14 protein-coding genes are annotated in these 14,917 nt (G+C 66.8%); 4 read left to right on the top strand and 10 right to left on the bottom strand.

Annotated elements, in window-relative coordinates; all coding sequences use genetic code 11:
- Positions 1–52: 52 nt before the first annotated feature.
- Complete coding sequence (locus tag AC0ZJQ_RS14575; RefSeq protein WP_008567714.1) at positions 53–634, bottom strand: superoxide dismutase; 582 nt, start codon at positions 632–634, stop codon at positions 53–55.
- A 354-nt stretch (positions 635–988) separates the two neighbouring features.
- Positions 989–1,600: a LysE/ArgO family amino acid transporter gene (locus AC0ZJQ_RS14570; protein WP_213661720.1), complete on the bottom strand. Its 612-nt coding sequence runs from the start codon at positions 1,598–1,600 to the stop codon at positions 989–991.
- Positions 1,601–1,692: 92 nt separating this feature from the next.
- Between AC0ZJQ_RS14570 and AC0ZJQ_RS14565 the strand changes: the two genes are divergently transcribed.
- Both AC0ZJQ_RS14565 and AC0ZJQ_RS14560 read left to right on the top strand, forming a co-directional pair.
- Complete coding sequence (locus tag AC0ZJQ_RS14565; protein WP_155550196.1) at positions 1,693–2,583, top strand: LysR family transcriptional regulator ArgP; 891 nt, start codon at positions 1,693–1,695, stop codon at positions 2,581–2,583.
- Positions 2,584–3,048: 465 nt separating this feature from the next.
- On the top strand, positions 3,049–3,927 hold the full coding sequence (locus AC0ZJQ_RS14560) for an ATPase (RefSeq protein WP_138300311.1): 879 nt from the start codon (positions 3,049–3,051) through the stop codon (positions 3,925–3,927).
- 39 nt (positions 3,928–3,966) lie between these two features.
- Here the strand turns inward: AC0ZJQ_RS14560 and AC0ZJQ_RS14555 are convergent, their stop codons facing one another.
- The gene (locus AC0ZJQ_RS14555) at positions 3,967–5,871 is read right to left on the bottom strand and encodes an autotransporter domain-containing protein (RefSeq protein WP_476476841.1); all 1,905 of its coding nucleotides are present in this window, start codon (positions 5,869–5,871) and stop codon (positions 3,967–3,969) included.
- 305 nt (positions 5,872–6,176) lie between these two features.
- On the opposite strand from AC0ZJQ_RS14555, the gene AC0ZJQ_RS14550 reads away from it, so the two are divergent.
- A complete protein-coding gene (locus AC0ZJQ_RS14550) occupies positions 6,177–7,373 on the top strand; it encodes a GGDEF domain-containing protein (protein WP_102828732.1) in 1,197 nt (398 codons plus the stop codon).
- Here the strand turns inward: AC0ZJQ_RS14550 and pncB are convergent.
- From pncB to hmpA, 4 genes are all read right to left on the bottom strand, one after another.
- On the bottom strand, positions 7,370–8,524 hold the full coding sequence (gene pncB, locus AC0ZJQ_RS14545) for a nicotinate phosphoribosyltransferase (RefSeq protein WP_232249207.1): 1,155 nt from the start codon (positions 8,522–8,524) through the stop codon (positions 7,370–7,372). The genes AC0ZJQ_RS14550 and pncB overlap by 4 nt on opposite strands.
- Before the next feature lie 348 nt (positions 8,525–8,872).
- Entirely contained in the window at positions 8,873–9,043 is a 171-nt protein-coding gene (locus AC0ZJQ_RS14540) for a con-10 family general stress protein (RefSeq protein WP_003290130.1), read from the bottom strand.
- Positions 9,044–9,253: 210 nt separating this feature from the next.
- On the bottom strand, positions 9,254–9,487 hold the full coding sequence (locus AC0ZJQ_RS14535; RefSeq protein ID WP_314019635.1) for a hypothetical protein: 234 nt from the start codon (positions 9,485–9,487) through the stop codon (positions 9,254–9,256).
- A gap of 56 nt (positions 9,488–9,543) precedes the next feature.
- The gene (gene hmpA / locus AC0ZJQ_RS14530) at positions 9,544–10,722 is read right to left on the bottom strand and encodes an NO-inducible flavohemoprotein (RefSeq protein WP_476476840.1); all 1,179 of its coding nucleotides are present in this window, start codon (positions 10,720–10,722) and stop codon (positions 9,544–9,546) included.
- A 256-nt stretch (positions 10,723–10,978) separates the two neighbouring features.
- Between hmpA and AC0ZJQ_RS14525 the strand changes: the two genes are divergently transcribed.
- Positions 10,979–11,203, top strand: a complete 225-nt coding sequence (locus AC0ZJQ_RS14525; protein ID WP_102828736.1) for a DUF2188 domain-containing protein — start codon at positions 10,979–10,981, stop codon at positions 11,201–11,203.
- Positions 11,204–11,205: 2 nt separating this feature from the next.
- Here the strand turns inward: AC0ZJQ_RS14525 and AC0ZJQ_RS14520 are convergent, their stop codons facing one another.
- From AC0ZJQ_RS14520 to AC0ZJQ_RS14510, 3 genes are all read right to left on the bottom strand, one after another.
- On the bottom strand, positions 11,206–12,072 hold the full coding sequence (locus AC0ZJQ_RS14520) for an urea transporter (protein ID WP_314019631.1): 867 nt from the start codon (positions 12,070–12,072) through the stop codon (positions 11,206–11,208).
- 96 nt (positions 12,073–12,168) lie between these two features.
- The gene (gene pyk, locus AC0ZJQ_RS14515; RefSeq protein WP_476476839.1) at positions 12,169–13,584 is read right to left on the bottom strand and encodes a pyruvate kinase; all 1,416 of its coding nucleotides are present in this window, start codon (positions 13,582–13,584) and stop codon (positions 12,169–12,171) included.
- A gap of 23 nt (positions 13,585–13,607) precedes the next feature.
- Positions 13,608–14,879: a glycerate kinase type-2 family protein gene (locus AC0ZJQ_RS14510; protein ID WP_476476838.1), complete on the bottom strand. Its 1,272-nt coding sequence runs from the start codon at positions 14,877–14,879 to the stop codon at positions 13,608–13,610.
- Positions 14,880–14,917 lie beyond the last annotated feature (38 nt).

The raw sequence follows: 14,917 nt of genomic DNA, 5'->3' as shown, positions 1-14,917 counted from the left end.
CTGGCCTGGCTGTCCGGCTCGCAGGCGTGCACGGACAGCCGGAGCGGCTAGATCAGCCGGCGAAGTTTTTCGCGACGAAATCCCAGTTGACCAGGTTCCAGAACGCTTCGACGAACTTCGGACGGGCGTTGCGGTAGTCGATGTAGTAGGCGTGTTCCCACACGTCGCAGGTCAGCAGCGGCTTGTCGCCTGCGGTCATCGGGTTGCCGGCGCCGATGGTGCTGGCCAGGCCCAGGCTGCCGTCGGACTTCTTCACCAGCCAGGCCCAGCCGGAGCCGAAGGTGCCGATGGCGGTCTTGGTGAACTCTTCCTTGAACTTGTCGAAGGAGCCGAAGGAGGCATTGATGGCGTCAGCCAGTGCGCCGCTCGGCTGGCCGCCGGCGTTGGGCGCCAGGCAGTTCCAGAAGAAGGTGTGGTTCCAGACTTGAGCCGCGTTGTTGAAGATGCCGCCCGAGGAGGACTTGATGATGCTTTCCAGGTCCTTGCCTTCGAACTCGGTGCCCGGAACCAGGTTGTTCAGGTTGGTCACGTAGGCAGCGTGGTGCTTGTCGTGGTGGTAGTCCAGGGTTTCGGCGGACATGTGCGGCTCGAGAGCATTCTTAGCGTACGGCAGCGGCGGCAATTCGAAAGCCATGATGTATCTCCTACTCAGGTGTCGAGGACATGATGCGGCGGGCGTGGGGCAGCTGCTGTAGGGACAGAGGCGAATGCTGTTCGCACACTGTTCGTCTCGGCTGTTCTCCCTTCGCGCACCGCGATCTTTGCGCGAACTCTGGCCGTTCACGGTCGGCCGGACTGGCGGGCTGAAGCTCAACCCGCGAACGCCGGATCATAGCACCCACCCTGCGGCAAAACCACGCGGCAACTGTGTGGGCAAACCTGCTCCGGGCCCTTGCGGCGCAGCTTTCGATGCGCGCCCGCGCGGGAGTCGCCATGCGTGGACCCCGCTGCGGCGGGGTCGTTCCTTCCGTTGACCGCGACTAGCCGTTCAGTCGGGTACGGCCAGTTGCAGCGCCACGGCGAACATCATTGCGGCGACGCCGACGTCGATCAGCCGCCAGGTCAGCGGGCGTGCCAGCCACGGCGCGAGCCAGGCGCCGCCGAGGGCGAGGGCGAGGAACCACAGCATCGACGCGCTCGCCGCGCCCAGCGTGTAGGCACCGGGTGCCGGCTGCTGCGCACCGAGCGAGCCGATCAGCAGCACCGTGTCGAGATAGACGTGCGGATTGAGCAGGGTCACCGCCAGCGCGGCGAGCAGCACCGTGCGCCGCGAGCGCCGTTCGCCGTTGCCTTGTTGCTGCAGTGCCTGCGGCCGCACGGCACGGCGTAGCGCCGCGATGCCGTACCACAGCAGGAAGGCCACGCCGCCCCAGCGGGTGATCGCCAGCAGCGTCGGATTCTGCGCCAGGATCGCCGCCAGGCCGAATACACCGAGGCTGATCAGGATCGCATCGCAGAGCACGCAGAGGGCGGCGACCGGCAGGTGATGCTCGCGGCGCAGGCTCTGCGCGAGGACGAAGGCGTTCTGCGCGCCGATGGCGACGATCAGTCCGGCGGTGACCGCCAGCCCGTTCAGGTAACTGCTCCAGAGGGTTCCCATGCTTGCCGCCTTGTCGAAGTTCAGGCTGGCAGTCTGGGGGGAGGAGGAATATAAGAGAAACGAATCTTCGTTAACCCTCATTAGGAAAACAGATGTTCGATTACAAGCTGCTCGCCGCGCTGGCTGCGGTGGTCGAGCAGGCCGGTTTCGAGCGCGCCGCCGCGGTGCTCGGCCTGTCGCAATCGGCGGTGTCGCAGCGCATCAAGCTGCTCGAAGCGCGGGTCGGCCAGCCGGTACTGCTGCGCGGCGCGCCGCCCCGGCCGACCGAGCTGGGCCAGCGGCTGCTCAACCATGTGCAGCAGGTGCGTCTGCTGGAGCGTGACCTGCAGGGCCAGGTGCCGACGCTGGATGAGAATCGTCTGCCCGAGCGACTGCGCATCGCGCTCAATGCCGACAGCCTGGCGACCTGGTGGGCCGAGGCCGTCGCGCCGTTCTGCACCGAGCATGCGGTGCTGCTCGATCATGTGGTGGAGGACCAGGCGGTCGGCTTGAAGCGCATGCGTGCGGGCGAGGTGGCCGGCTGTGTCTGCGCGGCCGAGCGACCGCTGGCCGGTGCACGCAGTCAGTATCTGGGTGCGATGCGTTACCGCGCGCTGGCCAGCCCGGCATTCCAGCGGCGCTACCTCGGCAGCCAGCCGAGCGCCGAGACGCTGGCGCGCGCGCCGGCCATCGTGTTCGGCCCCGATGACCGCCTGCAGCATCGCTACATGGCTTCCATCGGCGGTACGGACGGCTTCATCCACCATCTGTGTCCGTCGTCCGAAGGCTTCGTGCGGATGCTGCAGAGCGGGCTTGGCTGGGGGTTGGTGCCGCAGTTGCAGGTGCGCGGCGAACTTGCGCGTGGCGAACTGGTCGATGTGCTGTCCGGCCCGCCCATCGATGTGCCGCTGTACTGGCATCACTGGCGCAACGGCGGCGCGCTGCTGGATGAACTGACCCGTCACCTGTTGCGTTGTGCCGGACGCTGGTTGGTGACCGAGTGAGATCGCGCGCCTGGCAGGCTGTCGCAGAACCACCCGCAACCATCGGCTGGTTCATGCCGTTTGCGGCCGGGCGGTAGCGCGGCCGGCAGGCGAATGAAGCGAGCGGGGCTCGCCTACGGCGCGTGATCTGCGTTGTTTGCCTGGCCGGAGTGTGGGTCCGACATCCGTGTCGGCAGGCGTCGATCCGCTGGCAGGAAGGTATGAGCAAGCGGCGTACCAGCTTGCCGTTTCATCCTCATTTTTCCGCGCGACCGCACCGGCAGGCGCGTGCCATGCGGGTCGGGCTGCTGGTGAGCGCCACGTTTGGTGCACCCGTCGGGGCTGGCCCTTGCAGCCGTGCGCAGCGCCGGTGCGCGCTGCCTCGTGACGGTGCAGTGCCACCGCGCCGCCGTGCCTGCTGTGGCATGACCGAATCGTTATACTGCGCGCTGTTTTTTTGCTTCGCGCCATCCTGGAAGGTATCCCATGCGCAACGATGCTCACGACGAACTGGACCATATCCCCAGCCTCTCTGCGGCCCGGGATCGCGAAGAGCCCTATCCGGCGCCGGATCTGGAGCCGCTCCACAAGCCTGCCGTCGAGCGTGGCGAAACCGGGCGCGCGCGGCAGAAGCGTCGCGCGGGCAGTACCGCGCCGCTGTGGGTGCTGGTGGTGGTGCTCGCGGTCTGCCTCGGCGCGTTCGTCTGGTGGAGCTTCCAGCGCATGGCGGCGCTGGAGATGCAGCTAGTGGCCACTCAGGACAGCTTCGCGCGGATCAGCGAAGACGCCGCGGGCCGCCTGCGCGACATTTCCGGCAAGGTCGTGGCGACCGAGTCCAACGTCACCACGGAAAGCGAGGCGGTGAAGCTGCGCATCAAGCAGCTCGAACAACAAGTGATCGAGCTGACCCGCAAGCAGCAGGCTTTCGCCACCGAGCAGCAGAGTCTGGCCGGTAAGCAGGGCAATCAGGATCAGCGTCTCCAGGAGCAGGGTAAGCGTCTCGACGGGCTGGATGGCGAGCTGCGCACCCAGCAACAGACGGGCGCGACGCTGGCCGCGGACCTCAAGACGCTGGGCAGCGAACAGGCCGCGCTGAAAACGGCGCTGGGCACGCAGGACCAGCTGCGTAGTCGCGTCGATGCGCTGGGCAAGGATGTTGCCGCTCTGCAGCAGCGCGGCAACCCGAGCCAGGCGATCAGCCGCCTCGAACAGGACCTGCTGGTGTTGCGCAGCGAACTGGAGAACCGTCCGGCGGCCAGCTCCAACACGGCCGAATTCGATGCCTTCCGTGCTCAGGTCACCCGCAACATCACCACACTGCAGAGCCAGATCGCCAACCTGCAGGGCCAGCTCGACGCGCGCTGACGGCGAGCAGGGGCAACCGCAAGGGTTGCCCCGAACGGCTTACAGATCCCAGCTGAGCGACAGGTTCAGGCCGTGATCGCGGTTGTCGTTGCCGCGATAGTGGTAGTTGGCCCGCAGCGCCAGATCAGTGGCCAGCTGATGCGTCAGGCCGACACTGAAGCGCGTCTGGTCGCCGCTCGGCACCGCGCCGGGTAGCTCGAAGCTGTTGCCGGGCACGCTGTTGAGCGACATGCGCAGGTCTTCCGGATCCTCGTCTTCACGCTCCACTTCACGAGCCACTTCGCCGTACACGCGGGTGCGCTCGCTCAGGGCCAGATCGCCGAACAGACCGAGCGACAAGCGCAGCGAGTCGCGCTCCTGATCGGCGAAGGTCATCGCGGTGGAACGCTCGCCGTGCTCGCTATAGCCGTCCACCTCCACGCGCTGGTAGTTCGCACCGATGAAGGGGCCGAACTGCATCGCATCCTGCGGCTGCATCAGGTTGAAGCCGACCTTGCTGCCGAGTGCCCAGACCTGCCCGTCGGTGGAACCCTTTTCGACGCGCTCGCTGATGCCCAGCGCAAAGCGCCGTTGCAGATCGTGGTAATCCAGATGGCCGCCGCTGAGGGTGAAATCGGCGAACAGGCGATCCTGCTCGTAACGGGCAAAGGCGGTCGCCAGGTAGCTGCGCATGTCGTAGTCGGATTCGCCAGCGCCGAGGCTGATGTCGTTCTCTCCGATCGCCAGGCTGAGGCCGGCCAGCCATTGCTCGCTTAGGCGGTGGGACAGGCTCAGCGACAGCGACTGGCTGTCGCCGTCGCCACTGCCGTAGCCGTCGAAGTCCGGGCTGCGATAGCCGCCGCCGGCCTGGATGCGCCATTCGCCGACGGGCTGCCAGCGGCCGCGCTGGGCCATCAAATCCTGATCGAGCTGTTGCAGCTGCGCGCGCAGCGCCGCCTGGCCCATCTCCGGCAGGCGCGAGATCTCCCAGGGCGCCGCGACGATCGAATACAGGTAGTCGGCGCTGATGCGATGCAGCGCGGTGGTCGGGTGCACGGCATCGTTGAACAGCAGGCGATCCGAGTCGGGGGCGCTGCCGGTGCGGCCATAGGTCGGGTCGGCCAGACAGCTGTCGCCGGAGAAGCACACGGCGTTCTGGTTGATGTCGGCGGCGAAGCCGAATTGCGCCAGGTCCGCGCGTACTTCTTCCAGCAATAGACGGCTGTTGAGCAGCACGTAGTTGGCGCCGGAGCCGCGCAGCTGTGCCTCGAGTTCGGCGTTGTACTGGTCGCTGAGCGCATTGAGCTGGACGCTGTCAGTGAAGGTGCCGAGCGGGGTGCTGCCGACGTCGGGCAGATCGGAGACGATGATGTAACGCGCACCGGCTTCGGCCAGCGCGCTGACGCCGGCCACCAGGTCGCCGGCCGCGGCAGCCATGGTGATCGGCCGGCTGCCGAGCTGGAAGATGTCGTTGGCGCCGCCGTTGAGGTAGTACAGCGCATTCGGGTCGGCCTGCGGGTTCTCGACCAGGTAGCCGGGACGCGAGCGGCTCAGGCCGCCGGTGGCTACCGTCGAGGTGCCGGTGATGGAATCGAGGATCTGGTCGGTGCGGTAGCCGCCGACGGCGTAGTTGGTGCCGTCCGGGTTGCCGGTCAACAATTGCGGCAGCAGTGGCGTGGAGGGCAGCGAAGTCAGCCCCAGACGCTCGGCCAGCAGCTGGGTGGCGACTTGACCACCGTATTCGACGTTGTTGTCGCCATAGGTCGGGCCGGTGCGGTTGGTGAAGCGCAAACCACCGGTCGGGTTGCTGCCCAGCAGCGGGCTGCCGACGTCGGGGAAGTTGCCGGCATCGCTGAGCGAGTCGCCGAAGTTGATGAACTGGCTGAACGGGCCGTCGGCGGCTGCGGCGCTGCTGGCAAGGATGGCCAGCAGCAGCGCGGCCAGCGGTCTTGTCGTCGAATGCATCGGGTGTCTCCCTTCTTGTTGTTGTTCTGCTGCGCGCTCGGGCGCCCGTTCAAGCTAGCCACGGCGGAGCGACGGCGACAGCGCACAAAAGGGCGATTCGTCGGGACCGGCTGTCGCCCGAAAGACGGACAGCGCGACAGGTGCACGAAAACCCCTCTGGTTCTTGCCCTGGCTCAATGAATCGATTCCCCGCTCCGCTAGGATCGCGCTGCTGGCCGGAAGCCATCATGCGCAACCCAGGGATTTCACAGGGTGCGGCAATGGCCGGGGCTGAACGCGTGTTCCCTGCCGTGGATAGAACAACAATGACTGCACTGATCGATCTGCTTCGCTCACGTCTGACCACGCTGCTGCCCAGCGAGCTGAAAAGCAGCGAGCTGCGCCACCTGTTGACGCCGGTCGGCCATCCCATGCTGCTCTGCCAGCGCCGCGCGATGATGATCGTCGACCGCGTGCGGCTGTTCGCCTTTCTCTTCGCCGTGCTCACGCCGCTGTGGAGCATCATCGACCTGCTGGTCTTCGACACGCCGCTGTGGGCGCGGTTGGCGGGTTTTCGCCTGTTGGCGTGTCTGGCGTTCACCTGGCTGCTGCTGTTCTACCGGCCGAGCGGCAACCTGTTCGACGCCTACCGGGCCATCGCGATCCTCTTCGCCATCCCGACGGTGTTCTACATCGCCTCGCACACGCTGCTGGGTTCCTACCAGCTGGCGCAGTTCTCGGCGGTGGTCGGTGCCGGCTATGCGTTCCTGCCGTTCGTGCTGATGGCGGGACTGACGATCTTCCCGTTGACGCTGGTGGAAAGCCTGGTGCTCGGCATGCTGTTGCTGATGGCGCAGGCGCTGGCCGGCTACCTGAGCTGGGCGACGTTGAACTGGCCGTCGTTCGCCGGTGCCTTCTGGCTGCTGATCCTGATCGCCGGCGTTGCCAGCCTGGCGGGCATGAGCCAGCTGGCCTTCATGATCGCGCTGGTGCGCCAGGCCATCCGCGATCCGCTGACCGGCATCTTCTCGCGCGGCAGCGGCGAGGAAATCCTGCGCCTGCAGTGGGACTCGGCGCAGCGCACCGGTAGCCCGCTGGCGCTGGCCTTCATCGATCTGGATCACTTCAAGGCGATCAACGACAACTACGGCCACGAGGCCGGCGATGCCGTGCTGCGCGATGCCGCGCGCAGCCTGGTGGCGACGCTGCGTGGCTCCGACAGCCTGGTGCGCTGGGGTGGCGAGGAGTTCCTGCTGATCATGCCGGACACCGACCTGCAGCAGGCGCACCGGGCGCTCGCCCGGCTCGCCGGTAACGGCCTGGGCGTACGCCCGGATGGCCAGCCGTTGACCGCCAGCATCGGTCTTTCCGAGCGCCTGGCGGACGTCGCCGAGGACTACCGCCAGCTGCTGGAGATCGCCGACCAGCGCATGTACCAGGCCAAGTCCGGCGGCCGCAACCGCCTGCACGGCCATGCCGAATACACGATGGGTCAGCCCGTGGCGGCGGTGCTGGAGGGCTAACTCCCGGCTTTGGCGGGCGAGGTGTCGGCGACCGCGAAGACATGTCGCAGGTAGCTGACGAACGCTGGGTCGCGGCACAGGGTCTTGCCCGGCGAGTCGGAAATCTTCGCCACCGGCTGGCCGTTGCATGCCGTCATCTTGATCACCATGTTGGTGGGCTCCACGCCGGCGATGTCGCAGGTCAGCCCGGTGCCGATGCCGAAGCTCGGCCGGCAGCGCCCGGCTAGCGCCCGCAGGATCGCCAGCGCCCGGGGAAAGTCCAGGCCGTCGGAAAACACCAGCTGGCGGCTGCGCGGGTCGATGCCCAGGCTTTGGTAATGGGCGATGGCTTTCTCCGCCCAGATCAGCGGGTCGCCCGAATCATGGCGCAGGCCATCGAATAGCTTGGCGAAGTACAGATCGAAGTCGCGCAGGAAGGCGTCCATGGTGATGCAGTCGGTCAGCGCGATCCCCAGTGCGCCACGATATTCACGCACCCAGCAGTCCAGTGCCGCGCGCTGGCTGTCGATCAGCCGCGGGCCGAGCTGCTGGTGCGCCATGATCCATTCGTGTGCCATCGTGCCCATCGGCCGCAGATCGAGCGTTCGCGCCAGGTGCACGTTGCTGGTACCGACGAAGTCGCCGGGGAACGTTTGTGCGAGGCGTTCGACCACCGCGGTCTGCACCGCATAGGAAAAGCGCCGGCGGGTGCCGAAATCCGCCAGCTTGAACTCGGCCAGTTCCTCGACCGTGGCTTGCTCGCGCAGCCAGGCACACTTGGCGTCCAGCCGTTCGAGCGCCTGCTCCGGCCCCACCTGCGGATAACGGACGCGATTGCGCACCTCGCTGATGATCGCCAGCAGCGGCACCTCGAAGAGGATCACGTGCAGCCACGGGCCGCGCAGGTGGATCACCAGCTCGCCCGCTTCGACCTCCAGGCGCACGTAACGCAGGTCGAAGCGAAACAGGCCGAGAAAGCGGATGAAGTCCGGCTGCATGTAGGGGACGCGTTCGAGGAAGGCCAGTTCCTCGGCGCTCATCGCCAGCTCGGCAAGCGCCTCGATCTGTTCGCGTACCGCGCCAAGATACGGGCTGAGGTCTTCCTCCGAGCGGCAGCGGAATGCCCACTCCACCTCGGCGTTGGGGTAGTGATGCAGCACGGCCTGCATCATCGTCAGTTTGTAGAAGTCGGTGTCCAGCAGACTCTGGATGATGGCGGGATTGTTCACGGTTGCGTTCCTGGCTGCGGTGCCATGCACCTTGCCGCTCGGAACGGCATCTGGCAAGAACGATGCCGGTGGAAACAAAAAGCGCTAATTAACTGGGCGATATACGGTGCAACCGGCTGTCGGCTTTTTGTTCTGTCGAAAAGTTGTGAGTTTTATGAGTAGCACTGTTGGCCGAATAATATTCGAGCGCCATCAATAAATATTGATAGTTTGGGGTGGTTAAATTGCAGGCAATAAAAAAGGCAAGAGCCGAAACTCTTGCCTTTTTTACTACCGCGGTCGGCAGCTTTGTCAGCTACTGCGGCCACCGCCGTGGCTGTTCTGGCCACCCTTGCGGCCTGCCTCGGACGCCTTCTCGCGGTCGTTGGCGAAGTTGCCGCCGCTGTTGTGCCCGCCTTTGCGGCCGGCTTCGGATGCTTTCTCTCGATCGTTGGCGAAGTTGCCCGGGTTGTTATTTGCCATGTCTTTTTCTCCTCAGTTGGATAGAGACTTTGGAAACGGCCAATGAGAGAGATTCATCAGCCTTCATGGTTTCAGAGGACCGGGCTGCGATGGAAGTTTCACTGTTTCAGGAGCGGCGGACGAATGGTTTTCCCTATATCGCTCGTGCGTATGGCGCCGTGCAATTACAACGAAACGGTAGTTGCAATTAAAAGGGATAACTTCGCCGCGTCAGGCCGCCAGGGCGAGTTGTCGCTGAGCGAGCAGGCGCATGACGTAACCGATCTTCAAGGCGGTGGGGCCGAGGATCACCAGCGCGTGGCAGGCGACCACCAGCGGCAGGCCCAGCCACTGGTCGAACAGATAGGCGCCGCTGACGCCCAGCAGCAGGAGCAGCACGCCGCCGAACATCAGCGCGTTGGCCAGATGGAGCAGGTGTTGCGGGTCCCAGGTGCGTTGAAACATGGTTCACCTCCGTCAAGGCAGGAGAGGGAGCCCGCGCATACGCGGGCTCGGTGGGTTCATTCGAGGGCGCTGGCCGGGCCGAAGAACTCGTAGCGGGTCTGCCGCTCCGGTACGCCGAGCGCTTTCAGCTGGCGCTTGACCGCCGCCATGAAGGGCTTGGGGCCGAGGAAGTAGGCGTCCACATCGCGGTCCTCCGGCAGCCACGCGGCCAGGCGGTCCTCGGTGAGCAGGCCGACGGCGTCGGGCGCGGCGGCTTCGCCTTCGTGTTCGTCATAGCAGTAGAAGTGCCGCAGCTGCGCATGCCGCTCGGCCAGGGCGTCCACGGTGTGACGAAACGCATGCACGCCGGCATTGCGCGCGCAGTGGATGAAGTGCACTGGGCGCGAGGTGGCCAGTGCCTGTTCAAGCATGGCGAGGGTCGGGGTGATGCCGACGCCACCGCTGATCAGTACCAACGGCTTGTCGCCGGGTTGCAGGGTGAAGTCGCCAGCCGGGGCGAACAGCTCCACCACCGCGCCTTCGTCCAATGCGTGCAGGGCGTTGGAGACTACGCCGCCGGGCTCGCGCTTGACGCTGATGCGGTACTCGCGGCCGTTGCTGGCTGCCGACAGCGAATAGTTGCGGCGCACTTCCTCGCCGTCGATCTGCAGGCGCAGGCCGATGTACTGGCCGGGCAGGAAGTCCATCAGCGCGCCGCCGTCCTCGGGCTGCAGGTGGAACGAGCTGATTTCTTCGCTCTCGGCGACCTTGCGGGCGATGCGGAAACGCCGCGCGCCACGCCAGCCACCGGGTGCCTCGGCCTTGGCCTGGTAGAGCTGCTCCTCGTTGCCGATGAGGATGTCAGCCAGCTGCTGATAGGCGGCGGCCCAGGCATCGATCACCGCATCGGTGGCGATCTCCGCACCGAGTACTTCGCGAATGGCGCGCAGCAGGCAGCCGCCGACAATCGGGTAATGCTCGGGCAGCACCTGCAGCGCCACGTGCTTGTTGATGATCTGGCCGACCAGCGGGCCGAGCGCCTCCAGCCGGTCGATGTGGCGGGCATACATCAGCACGCCGTTGGCCAGCGCGCGCGGCTGCTCGCCGCTGGCCTGGTGGGCCTGGTTGAACAGCGGGCGCACCTCCGGGTGCTCATTCAGCATCAGGTGGTAGAAATGCGTGGTCAGTGCCTCCCCGCCGCTTTCCAGCAGCGGCACGGTGGCTTTGATCAGGGCAATTTGTTCAGCGCAAAGCATCGAATACTCCTCTGGTGGGAAAGTCGCCGCGTCCGTTGCCTAAGGCAAAGGCGCGACGTTCTACCTAGGTTCTTTCAACAATCGTTCCAGCTCTGGAATTGACTGAAATCAAGGTTTGTAATGCCTGGAAGGTACAAAAAACCTCGGCGTTAGAGGGTTTTTATCACCATTAGGGTCGAGATAACCCTGGAGCGAACCCTCGCGCCCGGCATATGCCCTATGGAAAGAGCCCACCACCACTGCAAGGGAGATCGACATGGAGACTTACCACATCACCCGGGAAGCCAATCGCTGGCTGCTGCGCGAGGAAGGCGACCCACGCGTGCTGATCGAAACTGCCAGCCGCGAAGCGGCGCTCGAGCAGGCCCGTGACTACATGAAACTGCGCACGGCGACGGTGAAGGTCCACGGCAGCGACGGCGAAGTGGAAGAGGAGCGCCATTACCCGCAGGAGCAGAATCCGCGCGCCACCGGCGGCTGAGGCTAGGCGTTCTCGGGTTGCCGGCGAACCCGTCGCGCCGCCAGCGCCACCAGCCAGCAGGCGAGGATGAACGGCATCGTCAGCGGCGGCAGGCCCAACCGATCGAAGGCCAGTCGCGCCAGCACAGCGGCGACGATTGCCAGCAACGGCGCCCACACCGAGCGCTGCACCTGGCTTACCGCCAGCGCGGCCAGCGCCGGGTTGTAGCCGGCCAGGCCCGCGAGGATCGGTCCGTGCGCAGCGCCAAACAGCAAGCCGATGCCCAGACCGGCGGCGGAGCCGGCGAGCATCCAGCGCGCGGCGCGTCGATCAGCCAGCCAGACCGCCACCAGCACCAGCAACCCGGCCAGCGGCTGGTCGAGGAAGATCACCTGGCCGATGCCGGTGGCGATGGCGAACGCCAGCGCCTGCGCATCGATCGGCGCGACTGACGCTGGCGTGCCAGCGGGTGTCGGCAGCAGCGTCAGCACGAGCCAGCCGAACAGCACGAAGGGCAGGGTGAAACCGGGCAGCCACCGGCGCTCGCGCAGGCCGGCGAGCAGGCGCGTCTGCAGCGGGTCGATGAGCAGCGCAGCGCATGCGATCAACCCCAGCGAAAACGCCGAAAGCCCCAGCTGCAGCACGATCAGCAGGCCCAGCAGCGCGCTGTTGTAGCCGTACAGCCCGCAGTCGATATCGGCGCGCGAACGCCCCAGCGCGGCGGCGCCGAAGGTACCGGCGAGCGCCCCGGCCAGCGCGCCGGCCAGCAGCGCCGGCGTGTGCAGCGCGATGGCGAATGCGATCAGCAGTCCACAGAGCGGATGGGCCTGCAGGAAGATCTGGCTGAAGCCGTTGAGCACGGCGCTGACATGACGCGGGAGGCGGAGCATCGGAAGCCTGGCGGGGGGATTGGTGCGGGCGTGCATGCTACAGCGCCGCGGCGCCGGCCCCCAGGCCGACGCGCTGCGCCGTGTGCAGACAGGCGGTCAGGCGAGCGTTTCGATACGCAGCGAATTGGTGGTGCCCGGCTTGCCCAGCGGTACGCCGGCGGTGATCAGCACGGTATCGCCGCTGCCGGCCATGCCGCGGGCGCGGGCCAGCTCCAACGCCTGGGCGCAGACCTGCTCCATGTCGCGCAGCGGCGCCTCGACCAGCGAGTACACGCCCCAGGCGACGGTCAGCTTGCGCGCCGTGGCCAGGTTCGGCGTCAGGCTGAGGATCGGCGTCGCCGGCCGTTCGCGCGAGGCGCGCAGGCTGGAAGCGCCGGACTCGGTGTAGTTGACCAGCACCGCGACCGGCAGGATGCCGCTGATGCGGCGGATCGCGCAGCTGATCGCGTCCGACAGCGTGGCCTCGGCGCTCGGCCGGTGCACGTCGAGCTGCGCCTGGAAGTCCGGGCCGCTCTCCACCTGACGGATGATCTTGCTCATCATGCTCACCGCTTCCAGCGGGTAATCGCCGGAGGCGGTTTCCGCCGACAGCATCACCGCATCGGCGCCCTCGGCCACCGCGTTGGCCACGTCGGTGACTTCGGCACGGGTCGGCGCCGGGGCGAAACGCATGGATTCGAGCATCTGCGTGGCCACCACCACCGGGCGGCCGAGCTGGCGGCAGATGCGCACGATGTTCTTCTGGATGCGCGGCACATTCTCCGCGGGCACCTCCACGCCGAGGTCGCCACGCGCCACCATGATGGCGTCCGACAGCCGAGCGATCTCGCGCAGGTGCTGCACGGCCGAGGGCTTCTCGATCTTCGCCATGAGGAAGGCGCGTTCGCCGATCAGTTCGCGCGCCTCGTGGATGTCCTGCGGGCGCTGCACGAACGACAGCGCCACCCAGTCCACGCCCAGTTCCAGGCCGAAGGCCAGGTCGCGACGGTCCTTGGCGGTCAGCGGTGAGAGTTCCAGTACCGCCTCCGGCACATTGACGCCCTTGCGGTCGGACAGCTCGCCGCCGGCCATCACGCGGGTCTCGATGACGTCGTTGTGCTTGGACAGGACGGTCAGGCGCAGGCGGCCGTCGTCGATCAGCAGGGTCATGCCGGGTTCCAGCGCGGCGATGATTTCCGGGTGCGGCAGCATCACGCGGTGCTGGTCGCCCGGCGTCTCGTCCAGGTCCAGGCGGAATTTCTGCCCGCGCTCGAGCTGCACGCGGCCGCCGGCGAAGCGACCGACGCGCAGCTTCGGTCCCTGCAGGTCCATGAGGATGCCGATGGCCTGGTTCTGCTCGCGCTCGACCTGGCGAATCCAGTGAAAACGCTCGGCGTGGTCGGCATGCTCGCCGTGGCTGAAGTTCAGACGGAACAGGTTCACCCCGGCGTCCACCAGGGCGCGCACGTCGTCGACGCTGCGCGTGGCGGGGCCGAGGGTGGCGAGAATCTTGACCTTCTTGTCGGGCGTCATGAGCGGATACTCCCTGTGGGCCGCTAGGCAGTGGGCGGCAGAATGAGGATGGCGCGGAAATCGTTGACGTTGGTGCGCGTCGGCCCGGTGACGATCAGGCTGTCCAGCGCGGCGAAGTAGCCGTAGCCGTCGTTGTTGGCCAGCGCGTCGGCGGCGCGCAGGCCGAGGGCCTCGGCACGGGCGAAGCTGTCCGGGGTCATCAGCGCGCCGGCGTTGTCTTCCGAGCCGTCGATGCCGTCGGTGTCGCCGGCCAGCGCGTAGACGTTCGGCAGGCCCTGCAGCGCTTCGGTGAGGCCGAGCAGGAATTCCGCATTGCGTCCGCCACGGCCGTTGCCGCGCACGGTCACCGTGGTTTCCCCACCGGAGAGAATCACGCACGGCGCGGCGATCGGCTGGCCATGCAGTACCACCTGGCGGGCGATGCCGGCATGCACCTTCGCCACCTCGCGCGCTTCGCCCTCCAGATCGCCGAGGATCAGCGGGGTGATACCCGCGGCGCGGGCCACCTCGGCGGCGGCGTCGAGCGACTGCTGCGGCGTGGCGATCAGCTGGAAGTGGCTGCGCGAGAGCATCGGGTCGCCCGGCTTGAGCGTCTCCGAGCGCGGGTCCTCGAGCCAGGCGCGCACGTTGGCCGGCACCTCGATGTGGTAGCGCGCGAGGATTTCCAGCGCCTGCGCCGAGGTGGTCGGGTCGGCCACGGTCGGCCCGGAGGCGATCACCGTGGCCTCGTCGCCGGGCACGTCGGAAATCGCGTAGGTGTACACGCTGGCCGGCCAGCAGGCGCGGGCCAGGCGGCCGCCCTTGATCGCCGAGAGGTGCTTGCGTACGCAGTTCATCTCGCCGATGTGCGCGCCGGAGCGCAGCAGCGCCTTGTTGATCGCCTGCTTGTCGGCCAGCGAGATGCCTTCGGCCGGCAGCGCCAGCAGCGAGGAGCCGCCGCCGGAGAGCAGGAAGATCACCCGGTCGCTTTCCTCGAGATTGCTGACCAGCTCCAGCACGCGACGCGCGACGCGCTCGCCGGCGTCGTCCGGCACCGGGTGCGCGGCTTCCACCACCTCGATCTTGCGGCAGTTGGCGCCGTGCTCGTAGCGGGTCACCACCAGTCCGGAAATCTCGCCTTCCCAGACCTGTTCGATGGCTTCGGCCATGGCGGCGGCGGCCTTGCCGGCGCCGATGACGATGGCGCGGCCGCTGCGATCCTCGGGCAGCTGATCGGCCAGCACCTGGCGCGGATGGGCGGCGTCGATGGCACTGTCGAACAGTTGGCGCAGCAGGGTTTGCGGGTCGATAGGCATGTGCGGATTCCTTCTAATAGTTTTGTTGAAAAACTACC

It is taken from the genome of Stutzerimonas sp. 21-1 (genome assembly GCF_056336065.1).
The sequence above is the reverse complement of the archived record's forward strand: the minus strand, read 5'-3'. Positions and strand labels throughout refer to the sequence as shown.